This window comes from Virgibacillus sediminis (genome assembly GCF_042643265.1).
In the GTDB taxonomy this organism is placed as follows: Bacteria; Bacillota; Bacilli; order Bacillales; family Amphibacillaceae; genus Virgibacillus_O; species Virgibacillus_O sediminis.
Map to the genome: position 1 here is coordinate 1 of NZ_JBHRRZ010000012.1, position 17,140 is coordinate 17,140.

Annotated in this window: 16 protein-coding genes; 6 read left to right on the forward strand and 10 right to left on the reverse strand. The window is 41.9% G+C overall.

Annotated elements, in window-relative coordinates; translation table 11 throughout:
• Together ACFODW_RS06305 and ACFODW_RS06310 are read right to left on the reverse strand one after the other, a co-directional pair.
• A partial coding sequence (locus ACFODW_RS06305; protein ID WP_390304388.1) for a transposase occupies window positions 1-619 on the reverse strand: 619 nt, incomplete at its 3' end.
• Window positions 620-898: 279 nt separating this feature from the next.
• On the reverse strand, window positions 899-1,123 hold the full coding sequence (locus ACFODW_RS06310) for a YbaK/EbsC family protein (RefSeq protein WP_390304390.1): 225 nt from the start codon (window positions 1,121-1,123) through the stop codon (window positions 899-901).
• A 214-nt stretch (window positions 1,124-1,337) separates the two neighbouring features.
• Here ACFODW_RS06310 and ACFODW_RS06315 point away from each other — a divergent pair, with 214 nt between their 5' ends.
• The 4 genes from ACFODW_RS06315 to ACFODW_RS06330 all read left to right on the forward strand — a co-directional run bounded on the left by ACFODW_RS06315 (window position 1,338) and on the right by ACFODW_RS06330 (window position 3,760).
• On the forward strand, window positions 1,338-1,829 hold the full coding sequence (locus ACFODW_RS06315) for a DUF2975 domain-containing protein (protein WP_390304392.1): 492 nt from the start codon (window positions 1,338-1,340) through the stop codon (window positions 1,827-1,829).
• Between the two features lie 10 nt (window positions 1,830-1,839).
• Window positions 1,840-2,049, forward strand: coding sequence for a helix-turn-helix domain-containing protein (locus ACFODW_RS06320; protein ID WP_390304394.1), 210 nt, complete (start codon window positions 1,840-1,842; stop codon window positions 2,047-2,049).
• Window positions 2,050-2,123: 74 nt separating this feature from the next.
• Complete coding sequence (locus tag ACFODW_RS06325; RefSeq protein WP_390304647.1) at window positions 2,124-2,888, forward strand: DUF817 domain-containing protein; 765 nt, start codon at window positions 2,124-2,126, stop codon at window positions 2,886-2,888.
• A 107-nt stretch (window positions 2,889-2,995) separates the two neighbouring features.
• Window positions 2,996-3,760 carry an isoprenyl transferase gene (locus tag ACFODW_RS06330; protein WP_390304396.1) on the forward strand — a complete coding sequence of 255 codons (765 nt, stop codon included), beginning with the start codon at window positions 2,996-2,998 and terminating at the stop codon, window positions 3,758-3,760.
• A gap of 220 nt (window positions 3,761-3,980) precedes the next feature.
• Here ACFODW_RS06330 and tatA read toward each other — a convergent pair whose 3' ends face one another.
• From tatA to ACFODW_RS06350, 4 genes are all read right to left on the reverse strand, one after another.
• On the reverse strand, window positions 3,981-4,190 hold the full coding sequence (gene tatA / locus ACFODW_RS06335; protein WP_390304398.1) for a twin-arginine translocase TatA/TatE family subunit: 210 nt from the start codon (window positions 4,188-4,190) through the stop codon (window positions 3,981-3,983).
• 48 nt (window positions 4,191-4,238) lie between these two features.
• The gene (locus ACFODW_RS06340; RefSeq protein ID WP_390304400.1) at window positions 4,239-6,038 is read right to left on the reverse strand and encodes a GMC family oxidoreductase; all 1,800 of its coding nucleotides are present in this window, start codon (window positions 6,036-6,038) and stop codon (window positions 4,239-4,241) included.
• A 176-nt stretch (window positions 6,039-6,214) separates the two neighbouring features.
• Complete coding sequence (locus ACFODW_RS06345; protein ID WP_390304402.1) at window positions 6,215-6,964, reverse strand: gluconate 2-dehydrogenase subunit 3 family protein; 750 nt, start codon at window positions 6,962-6,964, stop codon at window positions 6,215-6,217.
• Between the two features lie 336 nt (window positions 6,965-7,300).
• A complete protein-coding gene (locus tag ACFODW_RS06350; protein WP_390304404.1) occupies window positions 7,301-7,846 on the reverse strand; it encodes a PepSY domain-containing protein in 546 nt (181 codons plus the stop codon).
• A 140-nt stretch (window positions 7,847-7,986) separates the two neighbouring features.
• Here ACFODW_RS06350 and ACFODW_RS06355 point away from each other — a divergent pair, with 140 nt between their 5' ends.
• The gene (locus ACFODW_RS06355) at window positions 7,987-8,571 is read left to right on the forward strand and encodes a Maf family protein (protein ID WP_390304406.1); all 585 of its coding nucleotides are present in this window, start codon (window positions 7,987-7,989) and stop codon (window positions 8,569-8,571) included.
• 249 nt (window positions 8,572-8,820) lie between these two features.
• A complete protein-coding gene (locus ACFODW_RS06360) occupies window positions 8,821-9,273 on the forward strand; it encodes a CBS domain-containing protein (RefSeq protein ID WP_390304408.1) in 453 nt (150 codons plus the stop codon).
• A 104-nt stretch (window positions 9,274-9,377) separates the two neighbouring features.
• Here the strand turns inward: ACFODW_RS06360 and ACFODW_RS06365 are convergent, their stop codons facing one another.
• The 4 genes from ACFODW_RS06365 to dptG all read right to left on the reverse strand — a co-directional run bounded on the left by ACFODW_RS06365 (window position 9,378) and on the right by dptG (window position 17,140).
• The gene (locus ACFODW_RS06365; RefSeq protein WP_390304410.1) at window positions 9,378-10,838 is read right to left on the reverse strand and encodes an MDR family MFS transporter; all 1,461 of its coding nucleotides are present in this window, start codon (window positions 10,836-10,838) and stop codon (window positions 9,378-9,380) included.
• 13 nt (window positions 10,839-10,851) lie between these two features.
• Window positions 10,852-11,418, reverse strand: a complete 567-nt coding sequence (locus ACFODW_RS06370; RefSeq protein WP_390304412.1) for a TetR/AcrR family transcriptional regulator — start codon at window positions 11,416-11,418, stop codon at window positions 10,852-10,854.
• Window positions 11,419-11,775: 357 nt separating this feature from the next.
• On the reverse strand, window positions 11,776-15,732 hold the full coding sequence (gene dptH / locus ACFODW_RS06375) for a DNA phosphorothioation-dependent restriction protein DptH (RefSeq protein ID WP_390304415.1): 3,957 nt from the start codon (window positions 15,730-15,732) through the stop codon (window positions 11,776-11,778).
• Complete coding sequence (dptG, locus tag ACFODW_RS06380; RefSeq protein WP_390304417.1) at window positions 15,713-17,140, reverse strand: DNA phosphorothioation-dependent restriction protein DptG; 1,428 nt, start codon at window positions 17,138-17,140, stop codon at window positions 15,713-15,715. The genes dptH and dptG overlap by 20 nt, the downstream gene beginning before the upstream one ends.

The window sequence follows — 17,140 nt, forward strand, 5'->3', positions numbered from 1 at the left end:
TAAACTTTACAACATTCTCTATCTTTCCTTTGGATTCCGGGTCTGCTTTCCTGCATAGATATACGCGAAAATCCCGGTTCTGTTTATAGGCCTGAAATTCCTCTGTCAATATAAGATCCCCTCCATTTTCACTGACCGTCATTAATTTATCTTGGTCATAGACAATCTCTTCTGTGATCCCTCCAAAATACTCAAAAGCATTTTCGTGGCATCTAAGGACATCCCTTGTAGTGAATGGTCTCTCCTGCCACTCCGCATATTTGTATCGGGAGTGCGAAAGTACGAATGCTATCACATAAACCTTCATGGTTCTTCCATCAATAACCTTTACTTTCAACTCTCCAAAATCCACCTGCATCTGTTTACCTATCGGTAACTCTTGTATAGCCTCAAAATGCCGTTTATGCATGATTTTGGGGATATGATATTGTGAACGAAGTTCTCTTACATAGCTCCTCACCGTGCTCTCGCCAATCTCCCGAAAACCACATCTTTCTTCCAACCAATCAGATATTTGGGAGGCCGAGAGGTCTGGGTGTTCCCGCAGCCAATCCAGTATAATTTCTTGATAGGAGTCTAACTTTTTCTTTCTCGTTTTGAGTGTATGAACCCAATCCATTGCTGTATCAAAGTCTTTTTCTAGGTAAGCANTCTGCTTTCTTAACTCTTATTCCATAATCTTTCCAAGCAAAAAACACACTAATTAAAGTCATTAAAAATAAAAGTAACCTTCCAAAATCCAATTGAAACTCTCCTATGCAGTCTATAATTTTACCAGCATCGTTTACAACTGTATTTTTTTCCATTCTTTACTAACGTCAATCCATTCTGAAATTGGAGTACTTCTCAAATTCATCTAAAGAAAGGTCGATTGCACTATTCCTGCTACCACATGCAGCTATACTTTCTCATACCGTTTTAGAGACTTGTCCAGATATACGGCAATATCCTTACTGATTCCAAACGGACATACAACTCCCGGAGGATGTCCTACCATTTCTTCTACTTCATTGCCTTTTAACATTACGGCTCTCTTATGGAATTGTGCTTTATATTTTGGATTATCAATTTTGGCATCTCCTGCCATTACAATTAAAATCACCTTACATCGATTATATGACATTGTTTTTGCAAGCAACCAATGGCTAATGCAGCTTCTTCTACAGTTGAGCTAGAGATTGGAATTTCCTGTATTCTATCTTCCATGTTGAAATAATTTTGTCCTGATTCGAGTATAGTTTACAATAAAAAGTAGCTGTAACTTATTAATTTATTATTGCAAAACGATAAATAATGTATTAAACTCATAATGAAAATAATGAAATGAGGTGCTTAGAATGAAACGTGGTTCAACACTCCTTCTAAAGATAGCTGTTATTTTAATTGGAGTTCCAATTCTTGGGTTGTGCATATTTTTATTGCCTCAAATAGCGAGAGAAGCTTTTGAGCATGCAGGAAAGGGAGCAGTGTTGGCTTATGTAGTGTTTGGCATATTAATTATTATGTATCTATCCGCGATACCGTTTTACTTTGCGTTGTATCAGGCATTACGGCTTATAAATTATATTGACAAGAACCAAGCTTTCTCGCAAATTTCTGTGAAAGCTCTCAAGAAAATAAGAACGTGTGCCATCACAATCAGTGGCTTGTATGTGGTGGCCCTACCTCTCATCTTTGTGGTAGCGGAGTGGGATGACGCACCAGGTCTGATATTAATCGGTCTGGTCATTGCTGGGGCTTCCATGGTGATCGCAGTCTTTGCTGCTGTTCTTAAAAAACTATTACAAGAAGCGATAGATATAAAATCAGAGAACGATCTAACAGTCTGAGGTGAATAATATGGCAATTATAATCAATCTTGATGTAATGCTAGCAAAAAGGAAAATGAGTGTAACAGAACTTTCGGATAGGGTCGGAATCACGATGGCAAATATCTCTATACTAAAAAATGGAAAGGCCAAAGCAATTCGGCTTTCAACTTTAGACGCCATTTGTAAGGCCTTGGATTGCCAACCGGGAGATATATTGGAGTATCGTGAAGACGAATAGGGACTAAGGGGAGGTTACACATGAACGTAGCTTTTCAACGTGATACTCAAAGAAACTCTTGGAAGGCAAAAGGCATGGGAGCTATAAAACAACTTATTCGCTTTGGTTGGGAGGAGGCCTGGTCATGTTTATTTGCGGTCGCTATTTTTGCCTCCCTGGCGATTACTCAACTCATGACGCTCCCCTTTCTACCAAGGTATGATTGGCTACTCATCATCTTCATTCTGATGCAAGTCTGGATGATCCGGTCTGGACTTGAAACATGGGATGAGCTAAAGGTGATTACATTGTTCCATCTTATCGGGCTTGCTCTTGAAATTTTCAAAGTGCATATGGGCTCATGGTCTTATCCAGAGGAAGGGTATTCCAAAATCTTTGGAGTCCCTCTCTATAGCGGATTCATGTACGCAAGTGTTGCGAGTTATCTTTGCCAATCGTGGAGGAGATTAAAGGTTGATTTGGTTAGGTGGCCATCTTCTCTGGCAGTTGTGCCTCTTGCAATCGCCATTTATTTGAATTTTTTCACCCACCATTATTGGATAGATGTTCGCTATTGGCTAGCGTGGCTTGTCATCATTATTTTTTGGAAATCATGGGTCACCTACGAAGTTAATGGGATACGCTACCGCATGCCACTCGCACTTTCTTTTATGCTCATCGGTTTTTTTATATGGGTAGCTGAGAATATTTCAACGTATTTGGGAGCCTGGGAATATCCAAACCAAGCGGAAACATGGAGTCTCGTCCATCTTGGAAAAGTAAGTTCATGGGTCTTATTAGTAATTGTCAGCTTTCTAATTGTAGCTACGTTAAAACGGATGAAGGGAAGATGCATATAGATGCCTGACACCCCTATTCTGGCAATATATTGTGCCTATCGCCCTAAGCAGACGTTACGTGGGTGCAGAGAATATGGGAAGGGGCAAACATTTCGGAGGGATAAATCATGCCAATAAAGATTCCTATTTTCAATAATAAACAACAACGGAAAGATTCCTTTTATGATTCGGAAGGTACTATACCGGGCCATATCGCCATCATTATGGACGGAAATGGACGCTGGGCCGAAAAGCGGAGCATGCCAAGAATTTACGGACATAAAGAAGGGGTATCTGCCCTTACCAAAATTGTCGAGGCAGCAGTCAAATGCAAGGTGAAGATGCTGACACTTTATGCATTTTCCACGGAAAATTGGAAACGTCCAAAGTCCGAGATAGATTATATATTAAGACTTCCTAAGGAATTTCTACATATCTATCTGCCAGACCTTATATCCAATAATGTACGCATCTCAACCATCGGTGATATGAAAGATCTACCTGCCTCCACAAGCGAAGCCGTGCAGTATGCAATGGACCGTACCCGAGACAATGACGGTCTTCAGCTAAATATTGCGCTCAATTATGGAAGCAGACACGAGATTGTGGGTGCCATAAAAAACATACTTACGGATATAAATAATTCGGCATTGTCACTGGACGAACTGGATGAACAGAAATTTTCAGGGTACCTGTATACAGAAGGTTTGCCAGAACCCGACCTGCTTATTCGGACCGGCGGAGAAAAGCGTCTGAGCAATTTCCTGCTCTGGCAGCTAGCCTATACGGAGTTCTGGTTTACTGATATTCTGTGGCCGGATTTCTCCCAAGAGGAATTTTTTCGTGCAATGGAAGAATACCAGCGTCGACAAAGAAGATATGGCGGAATATAGGTTAAAGGGAGACCTGAAAAATTAGGCGCACTTCATGGGGAGTGCGCCTAATTTATGAAACCAGAAATCATACCATAAATTGAGTGAACATTCTTCTTGAGCTAATAAGTATGTAAGCATAAAAAAGGGAGGCTATTTCACCTCCCAAAACTCTGCGAATAAATATATTTTCCTCTTCAACGGAACTACTTACAGCTGTCCATCTTTCCCGAATACCTATTTACTTCTTTACATGTTCCGGGTCGTCCTTGGTTTCTTTTGGTGCAGCTGCTTCCTCATCACTGATCAGGCTGCTTGCCGATTGCTTGAATTCAGACAGGGTCTGTCCAAATGCTTTGCCGATTTCCGGCAGTTTCTTCGGCCCGAAGATGATCAGGGCAATGATCAGGATGAGGATCAAGCCTGGTATGCCAATATTTGCAACTCCCACGTCAAAACAGCCCCCTCATTAGCCATACATCGCTGATATTGTCCTGCGTCATGCAAGCTTCCTGTCATTCTTTTCCTCTTTTGCCTTCTGGTCCTTCGCTTCTTGGGCAAGCTTGCTTTTACTCTTCTGGTTTCCTTGCACCAGCTGGCCGCCGTTTTCCCGGTACTGCAGAATGCCTTCTGCCGCCCGGTAGGCAAGCGCCCCTACTGTCCCGGTCGGATTGTAGCCGCCGTTATGGGCAAATGCGGAAGCCCCGACGACAAATACATTTTCATGGTCCCACATCTGCAGATAGTTGTTGACTGCAGATGTCTCCGGATCATCACCCATGATGACCCCGCCGGTATTATGGGTGGTCTGGTATGGAACGATATCATAGTGGTCCGGCATGGTTGCCCGTTCCACAATATCGGCTCCCATTTCTTCCATGATCTCTGCTGCCCGGTCGGATAAGTATTCATGCAGTTTGCGGTCCTGTTCCGTAAAGTCGTAGTTCAGACGCAGGAGCGGATTCCCATGGGCATCTTTATAGGTCGGATCCAAGTCCATATAGTTATTTTTATGCGGCATGGAAGCCCCTTGCGCCCCAATGGACAGCGAACGGTTGAAGTAACGGAGGGACTGGGCCTTGAAATCCGCTCCCCAGCCAGGTGTCCCTTTAGGCACCGGGTTATTGGCGATCGGTCGGCGTCCGGTCTGGGTAATGGACATCACCCCGCCATGGATGAATCCAAGGTCGGAATGGTCGAAGTTGTCTCCATTGTAATCATCAACCGAGGCACCAAGAGCACCGGCCCCCATGAAGGTATTGAATTTTTCCTCCTCAAAATAACCGGTGGCACCAGGGAGAATCTGATAGCAATAGTTCTTGCCGATGACTCCTGTACCGTTGTCAGGATTATATGGTTTCCCAAGGCCAGACTGGAGAAGCAGCCTCGTATTGTTCATTACATAGCTGGTCATCACCACAATATCCGCCGGCTGGATGAATTCCTCACCGGATTTCAGATCGACATAACGCACACCTGTGGCCTTTTCGCCGTCATGGATGATCTCTACTACATCAGCATCCGTGCGCATTTCGAAATTGCCGGTGTCCAAGGCGGTCGGAATAACGGTCACGTTCGGCGTGGACTTAGCGCCATACTCGCATCCGAACCGCTCACAGAATCCACAATACTGACAGGCGTTGATCCGCTGGCCGTCTGGGTTTTCATAGCTCTCCGATAGGTTCCCGGATGGCATCATGAATGGATGCAGGCCGAGATTGCCTGCCGCTTCCTTGAATCGGTCGAGGATCGGCGTGCTTTTCATCGGAGGTGTCGGATACGGGTTGCTCCGCGGCGGTCCCATCGGGTTTTCCTCCCCGCTGATCCCGGCAGTCTGTTCAAACTGATAGAAATACGGCTCCAATTCCTCGTAGGTGATTCCCCAGTCCTGCAGGGTATATTCATTCCCCAATTTATCCCGGCCGTATTTTTGGTCGGTCATGGATTTGATCTGCAGGTCATATGGAAGGAAGCGCCAAGTCTGCCCGTTCCAGTGGACCCCCGCTCCCCCGACACCCTCACCAGGAAGGAAGGATCCCCATTGTCTGATCGGCAATGCCCTTTCTTCCCGGTGGTTTCGGAATGTCAACGTTTCTCTCGATGCGTCCTGCATCAGTTCATATCTCAGTGCATAGCGGTACTCATCATGCACCATCTGGAAATCGGATGTATCCCTGTTCTCGCCGCGTTCCAGGCCTACTACCTTCACACCTTCTTTTCCCAATTCCGCGGCAATGATGCCGGCCGTCCAGCCGACACCGACTGTCACTACTTCCACTTTATCCAGTTCTTGTGCCATTGTCAGTCTCCTTTTCCATCTAGAAGTTGTTTATGTTATCCGCAAGTTGCATATACTTCACTTCTTTTCAACGGGCTGCCCCTCTTCTCTTGAATGGATGCGGGTCCCAGCGTGCGCTCCATGTACGAGCCAGTTCCAGGCTGCTAACCTTTCAGCTTAAAAAAGTAGCCTTCTTTTTAGAAATTTGTATGGGACGTGAGGGCATCCGGCTCGATCTCTACAAATTCTTCACTATCAATCTGCTCCGTATAGCTCATTTGGCTGCCAGGGAATTCTTTCATTCTCCAACCTTCCATATCGGCATTCCCGCCATATAATGGATCGGCATAGGCTCCAGCCAGGGTCGCAGACTTCAATTCTTCGAAGAATGTGGAAGATGTTGCCCCTTTGATAGCCACCCCGTTATTTTCAAATTCTGTTAGAATCTCATCCTGCTGCTCGCCTTCCAGATCAACGAACGATCCATCGAATCTCTTTCTGCTCTCATCATTCAGGGCACGGATACCGACCATAAATAACTCATGGCGCTGCAGCCGTGTCTGGTATCCCTGATAGTCCGTTCCAGGATAGAAAGGCCCTTGCATATACTCCCTGTCATTATGTCCATAACCGCTGGCCAGCTGATGGTCGATAAAGTACGGAACACCTAATGCGACGGCACCTGGGCCATTATCATCCTCGGGGAAAATCCGCTCTGTTGCCGCACTGAGCGTATTAAAATCTTCCCTCCGTTTAAAGTACATCAGGGCTCGGTTATAATTATTCCGGTTATCCGCCGTTTCCGGAGCTGTCTCCTGCTCCGTTCCCAGCATATTCGTCCCCAGCAAGGACCCGAGGATTCCACCACCGATCGCCCCACCGGCTACATAACCTGTATTCTTGATAAATCTCCGTCGGGAAATTTTCTGTTCTTGTTCTTCTGCCAATTCAATTCCTCCATTCACATCCAAAGATTTACCTTCAAAAGGCAGGACTGGATCCTCCACCACAGGGTCACCAGTCGGATTGTTCTAATATTTACCTGTAGGTTATGCAATAAATTGAGAAAAAAACATATTTCTCCATTTTTTTGCAGCATCTTCCAATAGCCTCATATTTTCACGGATATCCTGCAGGGTCGCCGCCCGGGACATCCATCCTGAAACGTGCGTATATGTAGCGCATATCAAAAAAGCGGACACCGTCATGTCCGCTTCCTTACATCCCTATTCATTTAATCATCTTGGTAAAAATCAGTCCTTCCACTATGGACGATTTTCCCTCTAATCTTCATCATCCTGTTCTATTTCCAATACGTCGCCTGTCACCGCATCGATGGTCAGTTCCGTCTCGCCGTTATCGGTACCCAGTTCGATTTCATACACATAGCGCCCATCATCTTCATCGACTTCCATTTCTGTGACCGTACCATCAACCTCAGCCTGGGCAATTTCCACTGCTTGCTCAGTTGTCAGGATGTCGCTTGGGAACTCTCCTTCCCGGTCGTCATCATCATCCCCATCTGATTCGGTTTTCAAGACTTCTCCGGTATAGGCATGGACGTATATCTCATGTTCAGCTTTCCCATTTTCTAATTCCATCTCATAATAGGAAACACCGTCATCTTCATCCAGCTCCACTTCCACCACATAGCCATCCTTCTCAGCAAGCGCAATATCCTTCGCCTCTGCCACGGAGAGCTTGTTTGCCTCTCCTGATTCTGCTTCCTTCACAGCCCCCTGCCCGTCATCAGCGGATGATGCCGCCACCGACACTCCACTGAAAATGACACCTGCTGCAATGGTTCCCATGATTAATTTGTTCTTCATTTCCATTCCTCCCTTATTTTTTCTACATCTCTACCATAACCTTCAGATATTAAAGGAAGAATAAAGGCAGATTAGAATTTGATGAGAAAGGTTAATTTCTCTTAACATAGAGATAACTCAGATCCCGGGAGGAAATAATCATGACGAAGCAACTGATCCTAGCATCATCCTCACCAAGAAGGAAGGAACTCTTAAGCCAGGTGAACATTCCCTTCACCCTCCGCAAACAAGACATCGATGAATCACAGGTCACCAGCCAGGACCCGGTGGAAAAGGTCAAACAGCTGGCCATACTGAAAGGACGGAATATCCCCATTCATCAGCCGGATGAAGTCATCCTATCGGCAGATACGGTCGTTTCCTACCAGAACAACATCTTTGAAAAACCTGCAGACCAGGAAGAAGCAAAGAAAATGATCTCCACATTAAGCGGAGATGTCCATGAAGTCTACACCGGTGTCCTGTTACGCACGGAGGAGGAGGAAGCAGTAATAGTCGAGCGGACCGAGGTGGAATTCTGGCCGCTGACAGAGGAAGAGATAAACTGGTATATTGCCACAGAGGAACCGTATGACAAGGCCGGCGCCTACGGAATCCAGCACCTTGGTGCGATGTTTGTAAAGCAGGTGAAAGGAGATTACTACAACGTCGTGGGCCTCCCCATCTCCCGTGTCGTCCGCGAGCTCCGTAGGTTTTCCGTATTTCCAGAGAGAGGGGATTTATAGTGATGTTGGCGCCCGAGTGAGTGTGCATGGTGCCCGAGTGGAGGTGGCTGGCGCCTGAGTGCGTGGGTGTGCGGCCCGAGTGGATCTCCAAGTTAAAGAAAAGCTGCTCATTTCCATGAGCAGCTTTTCCATCATCTCTCTCTTTTATCGAAATGCTCAAAATTCGCTATTACACGCCCGCGAAAATTCGTGGTAAGATAAAAATATCCAAAAATGAATGCGGTTACAACGAGGGGAGAGGGATATATCATGCAGGTAAGGGACTATATGATCACCAAGGTCTTTACAATTAAACCGGAGAGTACGGTAAGGGAATTGCTGCACATCCTCCATTCCAACCGGATTGGCGGTGTGCCGGTAGTGGATGACAGGGGGAATTTGACCGGAATGGTCTCCGACGGGGATGTATTGCGCTATCTCGCCCCCAAGCGCCTGGGCGTTGCCGGCCTCATCTATATGATAGAAGATGGAGAAATCGAGGATGTGATCCAGGAAAAGCTGGATACCCAGGTCCATACCATCATGACCAGAAGAAACCTCCTCTCCGTCCCGCCGGATGAGGATTTTGAAAGCACCCTCCAGTTATTATCACGGCATCATTATAAAAAGCTCCCCGTCGTCAATGGAGCCGGCCGTGTCATTGGCGTGCTCAGCAGAGGGGATCTCATCCACAATGTGATGGAGAAGGTATACTCCTCCTAACAAAGATTGCTGAATAAAAAGAAGCCACCTACGAACGGTATGTTCGTGAATGGCTTCTTTGATGATACAGGTACGTTTTAAAAATGTGAGATCATCAAACGTTTCTATCTTCTTGCAGTGGCAGTTTTCTTCACCGCTGCCGGCGCCTTTCCTTTCGCCTCTACTTCGCTTGGTTTTTTCACAAACAAAGCACAGATCAATCCAACTACCGAAATACCGGTGATGAAGTAGAAGGAATATCTTACACCCGTAGCCAATACATCCGGCTGAGCGGCATCAGGAAAATCGACCAAATAGCCATTCTGGCCGATGGTAAACAGGGTAATCGAGATGGCCGTACCCGCAGCACCGGCTACCTGATTCAATGTATTCATCGCCGCTGATCCGTCGGCATATAATTCACGCGGCAGCTGATTGAGTCCATTCGTCTGTGCCGGCATGGTGACCATCGTCAGCCCGAAGAACAACACCATGAAGGACACGATAATCTGCCAGGCAGGTGTCGTCGACGACAGGACGGTCAAGAAGCCTAAGTTTCCGATAATGACTAGTACAAACCCGCTGATGACGAAATAGCGTGCACCGAATTTATCAAACAGAGACCCGACAATCGGAGACAGAATAACATTGACGGCATTACCAGGAAGCAGCATCAGGCCAGCCGCCGCCGCACTGAATAATAATGCACCCTTCAAGTAGAGCGGAAGCAGTATTCCCGTAGCTAGAATAATCAGGATGCTCAGGAACATGATCGCGGTACCCAAGGAGAACATCGGGTACTTGAACACGCTCAAGTTCACCATCGGCTCGTCCATCCTTGTCTGGCGTCTGCCAAATAAGAAGAGCGAGATCAACCCTACAGCCAATGGCCCCCATACCTGCGGCGAGGAGAAAGAAACTTCCGCCATCGTTGCCAACGCGTAAATCAATCCGCCAAACCCGATAGTTGACAGGACAATTGATGTCACATCAATGCTCGGCTTGGTGATCTCCGATACGTTCACAATCTTTGCAGCCGCAGCAAGTGTCAGTAATACATAGAAAGCAGCGCTGATCCAGAAAATATAGGACCAGCCCAATGTACTGATGATCACACCGGAAAGCGTCGGCCCTAACGCAGGCCCCAATGTAATCACAAGACCCATCAGCCCCATGACGATACCGCGTTTATGAACCGGGAAAATAAGCAGGACGACATTCAACATGACGGGAAGCAATATCCCCGTTCCCATCGCCTGGATAATCCGGCCAAGCAACAGCATGCCGAAATTCAGAGACATTGCTGCGAAGAGAGCCCCCAGCATGGAAATAAGGAGCCCCCCTACCACCAATTGCCTCGTCGTGAACCATTTCATCAATAATGCTGAAATCGGAACTAAGATTGCTAATACTAATAGATAACCGGTCGTCAGCCACTGCGCAGTCGCTGCCGTCACCGAGAATTCTTCCATAATATTGGATAATGCCATATTTAATGCTGTTTCACCAAACAGACCAAGAAATGCACCTAACATTAAGATAAAGGCCATGGTCTTTGGATTTTTCACGTCAAATTGTGTACTCATGCAAATCTCCTTTTTACGTAATAAGAACAGTTTTCGGCAAGACCTGTGAAATTTGCTTGAGTGGTTCACTTGTGTCCTTAGTCAGGCAAAGCATCACACCGCCCTCGATCGAAGCAGTCAGCATGAGTGAAATGGAATCAGCATCCCCCTGCGAAAACCCATCTCCCATCAACTTATCCGCATAAATCCCCTGAATCCTCGTGTACAGGTCCGAACAGGCCTCCCGGACCGGTTCATTCAGGGAACCCATCTCACTCACAATGCTTGCGAATGTGTAGCCGGTAATCGTTCCATCCCGCTCGAAGTCGGCTACCAGTTTTTCAATCATTGCCTCTAGTGCTTCTTCGGTCGACGGATATTTTTGGAAGAACGCCTCCACATCCGTCGTGATTGTTTTATTCAACGACTCAAGACAAGCAATCAGCAGCTCTTCTTTCCCATTGGGAAAATGGTGATAGAGAGCCCCCTTCGTAATTCCACAGGTCCTTAAAATTTCACTTATTCCCACACCCATATATCCCTTTTTCTGAAAAAGGGCCGTCGCGTTTTCAATTATTAAAGATTTTGTATTTGTATTCATTTTCCGTTGTACACCTCCACATACCAACCGGTCTGTTTTACTATACCAAAAAAAATCTCTATAATACAAGAGATTTTTTATCTTTATGAGCAAGCTATCAGGGCATATTGTGATACCTGCTGGCCGGGATTGAACACTTTTTCACCGGTTCCAGTACATTATTCGGAGCTTCTGTCTCATAGCTTAACGGAGGATATAAGGTGTTTATTCTCTTCACGCTTACGTAAAAAAGATGAAATCCCCAATCCTTGGATACAATCTTGAGGATTTCATCTAAGTAGATGTTTTTTAAAATAGTACTTCAATAACAATTAATAGAAAAAGGATATTAGAAAAAATTAAACTATATTCTTGCTGTTATTCAGTTAAATACTTATAGATTTGCTCCTTCATACTTTTTTCCGTAGCTTTCTTGTTATTTGAAAAAGCGTATTTAAAGATATTTTCTTTCACGAAGTCTGTAGAATCATTAGTTAACCACGTCTCCAATTCTTCAATTTCATTCACTATACAAGGTTTTAGATCATCCTCTTTTGACATTTCTATTAGCAGTGTATCTGAATTCAACTCATTAGAACGTACGTAAATGCCCTTTTTATAAGAGACAATGGCTCCTTTACCTATATAGGGAATGAAATTAGTGACAAACTCATAGTTACCTTTCTTTAACTTTTCTGTGGTTTCACTAGGCAACTGATAGTTTTTCGTTTCAAAAAAGTTTGTTTGAACCATTCTTTTAGCATTCGAGGTAAATAACTGAATAAAGAAGTTCTGATAAAATCTTTTCATAAAGGAATCGTCTTTAGTAACCGTTTGGGATTCTAGCAAATTACTAGTTTTGGCAATTTGTTCACGCGCTTTATTGATGACACTTTCGTGATTTATTCCAATTTTCACTTCGATGGGGTATAAGTGGATTTTTATACCCTCTTCTTTTTGTTCCAGGCCAATTAGTAAGATGTCATCACTATGCTTGCCCTTTACCCCAAGGTTTTTTGCTGTAAAAATTCCACCAGTTTTATTAAGACTCACTGCACCTGCTACTCTTAATACTTCTTCAAGGGAAATAGGTACCCACAAAACATCATTATGGTTAAAATACGCTAAAGATGTCTTAATGGCAGCAATGATACTCAACTTTTCTTCAGTAAAGTAACCCCTGTTTCCTATGATCTTCAATAACCATTCGCCATTGATCGTATTAAAAGCAGAAATTGTTCCCTCTACCGCCTGCGGTTTATCATCGGTGGAAATATCTATTGAATCAAAGAACTCTTTAATTACATCATAATACTGGTTTGATCGGCTGGTAACTGTAATTGCATCGTATCTGGCTGATGAAGAATATTGATCATTATAATGGATTACCAACAGATCATCGATAGTACTTTCAAAAAAGTCTAGCTCTACACCAGGATCTACAAATGTTACCCAGTTTGAAGACTGAAGGATGTTATAGATAACATGCAGATCATCTAATGTTGTCCGAGATACAATACCTCTCCCTTTCATATAAGTGTTGCTAGCCTGATTAACCATATTTGAAGCCAATTCATTAGTATAATAAGCACAGTTAAGCAATAAATCGTCTGGACCTATTGTATAGTCTTTTATTCCAAAGCCACTTCGATAATCTTCTTCGAACTTTTTAGATGGTACTGTTGTATAAAGGCCGTTCATAGAGACGCCAGATTCTAATTGGTTCATAGGCTGAGAAGCAAATTGTTTTTGAGCTTCCATTTTATAAAATGAAATATGAGCATATTCATATGTCTTAGCAGAGCTGGTGACATAAAATTGAATATTCTTATGCAATTCCTCTAATAGGTCCTCTGGTGACTCGTTAGGATTCTGTGATTTTAACTTAACATCAAATATTTGCTCAAAGTACTCAACATTACCAATTTCGGTAAAGTGCTCGCAATAACTATCATCTATCTGCTCACGGTAGACATTTACAATAATTGGTGGCATCTTGTTATTTTTTTGCTTATTCTTCTTGTCTAAATACCACCTGATTAATCCCCTTATTGCTTGATAATCATTTAATACATTAATAATGTTGACTCTAATCGGAGCTACAGATTGCTCAAGGAACAAGTACGAAAAATGCTCTTCGAATTGTTGAAGCTTATCTTTGACCACCTTATCTAGATATAGATCTGCATCTACTACGTTTGCAGTTTCCACTTTTTTATATATTATCCAACCTGGCACGTTTTGTTGGGAGTCAGGATTAAATACATCATCATCCTCATCATAAATGAATGGCAATAACCCATCAGGTTTTAATCTATCTAAGATGCCTAGTTCAATTTCTTCATTACTTAGTTGTTCAATTTTTCTCAATTCAAACGCGACATTTAATGGGTGAAAGGGTGTTAACCAAATCTCGTCGCCATTATAGTTATAAATAGTACCAAGCTTAAATAAGTTTTTGCTTTTTTTACCTGCAGGCTGGGTTTCATCCAGCAATTTTATTTCTTTAATAAATTGCTCAATGTATTCCTTTGCGCGTTGTTGTATTGTTTCACTCCAATAAGTGAGTGAGGGCGCCTTCTTTATAAAGCTATTAACAAAGCGACTATATGCATTTGAAAGCTCAGGGGGCAACTTAATTTCATCGTTCTTTCCAAATTGACCACCGTTATAGAAACCTGAATAGGAAATGTCGTCTAACCATTCCTCTTCGATATCAAGAAATTTCTTATACTCATTATATACGTAAAAATCATGAGCATGGTTACTGGTGACCTTTGTTCCTTTCATTTCAAAACTGGCTTGCAATTCTCTTTTCAACTTTGCCAGTTTATTTGCTTTTATAGGATATATATCTGGTTTCTCACCTGCTAACTCTATCTTGACTTCTGTACTTTTATAATTTACTTGATAGATAAGCCTTTCTTCTCTATCTAACATTTCATTTGGCAATTCAAATATGGCACCGTCTGGCCCTTCAATTTCTAGAATGTCCTGTTCTTCCGAAATACCTTGTTTCTGCTCAGGGTTAACACCAAGGGTAATTTCATTACTATCAAATGGCACTTTCAATAATTTATCTTTAAAAACTACTTCAAAAGATGTGTGATAATCTTCAAAAATTAATTCCGAATAAGGGAGTACACAAATATTAAACTCCGCTCCCAAAGATGCCTTTCCTTCATGCTTATAAACTACACGTTCAAAAATAGGCCCTGATTCATCACCTGATATTGTTACATCGATGGCTTTCTTTCTAACCTTTAATTCAGATTCTCCATAATGCTTTAGAAACTTTTTGTGTAACCCATCAATCTCGCTATTCTTCACATCCATATTTAAAGAAAAACTTAATGATTGAGGATTAGCGGTATAGATTAGAAGTTGAAACTTTCTTTTTCCCGCCCCCTTCTCAGAAAGCGGCCTAATAAAAAATTCACAACTAACATTGGAGGGAACTTTAATTTTCTCAAACGTAACTTTTGTACCCTTAGAAGACTCAATTCTTCTCTTATTTGAATGGTATACTTCAGTAAAGTCTAGTTCCCTCCAATTGTCCTTCTTAAATTTAGGAATGTCTTTCTCAATAAATAGCCTCTCATATTCTGAGTCATCCTGATTAAACTCATGAAGCTTTTCTAATTTGGAATACAGCTCTTTGTTTTTCTTTAATCGTTCCTCTAAATTAACCCCTTTAGATCTACCTAAATCTTCATCTTTAAACATAGCTAAATTTTGATAATCTTCTTTTGATAACATTCCTTTACTCACTATTTCTATGACCTCTTTATAATCATAAAAGGTAGTGAATTGGACAAGCCTTTCTTTATCAATTTGAGATAAGTGATTCGCCAATACTATTCGATCTGTCGTATCTATAACTTCTTCTGAAATTTTTTTTCTAATACTTGCTGATAACTCTTTAGGGTGCAAAGGCATTCCTTCACTTTGGAGTGAAATACTACCCCCGCTGATTGAATCCAGCTCATCAATAATAACACTTAAGAGAGCCTTACCTTTCCACTCTCCAGCTTGGTCTCCGACTCGGTTACGTAAGGTCACCAAAAAGTCATTTGTAACCACTTCACTGGTATGGGCAATTACCAAATCTACTCTTTCACTGTAGATTATTTGATCAGTCGAATAGGTACCTCCATTTTCAAGCTTATATTCAAACGTTTCTGTTTCAATAGCTCTGTCCAAAGCGTCTTTAAAATTTTTTATATCCTTATTATTATTTAGAGTTAAGTAATACCTCTCCCCTGGATTGGGGGAATTATTAGAAAAATACTCATAGATTAATTCGGCTATAAAATTAAAGAATTGGTTTGACATACTGCGCATCACCACTATCACTCTTCTTTTCTATATAATTCTGTTGATCTAATAATTTAACTGCTTCTTTTTTAGAGTACTGATCAAATACGATTCCACGCCGTTTCAATTCTACAAAGAAATTTTTTAATGGAATTTTTGTATTTCCTACAGCAACAGCACTTAACATTAAGAAATCATCTTGCTTTAAAGATAAAATATAACCATGTTTTCCTCTTGCTTTGAGGAATTTACCTTTTCCTAAGTTATCAATGTTTTTACCATACTTTTCATACACGTCATTGCTCATACCCTTTTGTAGCTGAGTGAATAAGGTTCTAAAAAGCTCAGAGAATTCTATCTCAGCATTTAGTTCTTCTGAAACATCTCTTTTAAGGGCTAGCTGAGAATATTTCCGAATCCAATTAACCAGTGTTTTTTTCTCCTCGAGCTTTTCATCAGGGCCTAGCTTTTCTAGTTCTTTTATAATTTGTGAGTAAGACTTTAATTCCTGTTGAGGGTTATGTTCTTTGTAGTTATGGCTTAGGTGTGACATAGTATGAACATGAACAAATAGGTTTTTGGCGTTCTTCTTAATAAATTGGTAATCATTTACTGCTTCTCTATAACCTCCAACACCGGTCTCCCAGTCAAAGGTAAAATGAAAAGGATCCATTTCTCTCCAAATTTGATCTCTACCAAACTTTTGAGCACTTTTAAGAAATTGTAACACGTACTGGAAGATGTAATAATGTATAATATTAAAGAAATGATTAATGAAATAATCTTTATACCTGCTTAGGAACAAAAAGTCCTGAACAAATAACTCATTAATAACGGAAAATGTATTTGAATACCGAGTCTCCTTTATTTGTTTAGATGCTGGTCGACTTTCTAATTCTGGTAAAGATGAAATGACCAATTCAGTTAATAAATTGTCTGTATCTTTAGATGAAAATAAAGAGGAAATGTTGTCGTTATCATAAAATAGTAAATCATAAATAAATCTAGCATACTTTTCCTTATCATTTTTTTCTCCGTTTATTCCAATATAATTAAACAGATATAAGTGTAAAGGTTTCAATTCTTTACTGCTTTTGAAAAGAAAATCTTCTAAAAAACCAGAGAGAACTTCATGATACATTCCACTAGGGAATTCCACATTTTCTATTACATTATTAATCAGAGGATATTCAGAATAAAAGAAATCTCCTTCATAGTTAAATTGAGGTTCCTTTAGATTATTTGTTATCCGTACAAGCTCTCCAATAATTTCATTAATCCCTTCATTAAATACTTTAGTAAGACGAGAAGAAGTAAATGGAAAAGCGTGTTTTACATTACCTGTATCATGAGAACTTAATCCCTGCTCAGTCTCTTTTTTGCTTAATTTTGTATCTATTTCTTCAAAGTCAAAATATCCACTCAT

Bases quoted from the DNA above. Each gene is read 5' to 3' on its own strand.
- ACFODW_RS06310 (WP_390304390.1), bottom strand. From the start codon at position 1,123: ATGTCATATAATCGATGTAAGGTGATTTTAATTGTAATGGCAGGAGAT.
- ACFODW_RS06315 (WP_390304392.1), top strand. From the start codon at position 1,338: ATGAAACGTGGTTCAACACTCCTTCTAAAGATAGCTGTTATTTTAATT.
- ACFODW_RS06320 (WP_390304394.1), top strand. From the start codon at position 1,840: ATGGCAATTATAATCAATCTTGATGTAATGCTAGCAAAAAGGAAAATG.
- ACFODW_RS06325 (WP_390304647.1), top strand. From the start codon at position 2,124: ATGGGAGCTATAAAACAACTTATTCGCTTTGGTTGGGAGGAGGCCTGG.
- ACFODW_RS06330 (WP_390304396.1), top strand. From the start codon at position 2,996: ATGCCAATAAAGATTCCTATTTTCAATAATAAACAACAACGGAAAGAT.
- ACFODW_RS06340 (WP_390304400.1), bottom strand. From the start codon at position 6,038: ATGGCACAAGAACTGGATAAAGTGGAAGTAGTGACAGTCGGTGTCGGC.
- ACFODW_RS06350 (WP_390304404.1), bottom strand. From the start codon at position 7,846: ATGAAGAACAAATTAATCATGGGAACCATTGCAGCAGGTGTCATTTTC.
- ACFODW_RS06355 (WP_390304406.1), top strand. From the start codon at position 7,987: ATGACGAAGCAACTGATCCTAGCATCATCCTCACCAAGAAGGAAGGAA.
- ACFODW_RS06360 (WP_390304408.1), top strand. From the start codon at position 8,821: ATGCAGGTAAGGGACTATATGATCACCAAGGTCTTTACAATTAAACCG.
- ACFODW_RS06365 (WP_390304410.1), bottom strand. From the start codon at position 10,838: ATGAGTACACAATTTGACGTGAAAAATCCAAAGACCATGGCCTTTATC.
- ACFODW_RS06370 (WP_390304412.1), bottom strand. From the start codon at position 11,418: ATGAATACAAATACAAAATCTTTAATAATTGAAAACGCGACGGCCCTT.
- dptH (WP_390304415.1), bottom strand. From the start codon at position 15,732: ATGTCAAACCAATTCTTTAATTTTATAGCCGAATTAATCTATGAGTAT.
- dptG (WP_390304417.1), bottom strand. From the start codon at position 17,140: ATGAGTGGATATTTTGACTTTGAAGAAATAGATACAAAATTAAGCAAA.